This window comes from Erwinia sp. PME.40.26/001 (assembly GCF_055556675.1).
The window spans coordinates 1-266 of record NZ_JBVHNP010000215.1 but is presented as its reverse complement, the minus strand read 5'-3'; the positions used below and the strand labels follow the sequence as shown (position 1 = coordinate 266).

Below are 266 nucleotides of genomic sequence, written 5' to 3'. Positions count from 1 at the left end.
CTCAACGCCGGCCACTGGGATTACATCTTCTCGATCATCAAGACCTACCGCGGGCGCGGGGCGCGGTTCGTGCTCCCCGACCGGAGCGAGGTCACCATGACGGTGCCGTTCATGCGGGCGTACACCGAACTGCTCGTGCGCACGTGCCACAAGCGCGGCGCGTACGCGATCGGCGGTATGAGCGCGTTCATCCCCAACCACCGCAAGCCCGAGGTGACCGAGGCCGCGTTCGAGAAGGTCGCCGCCGACAAGCGGCGCGAGGCCGG

At 68.4% G+C, this 266-nt stretch carries 1 pseudogene; it reads left to right on the top strand.

The window, feature by feature from the left end:
* Positions 1-266, top strand: a pseudogene (locus ACZ3HG_RS23900) (malate synthase A); the annotation flags it as partial.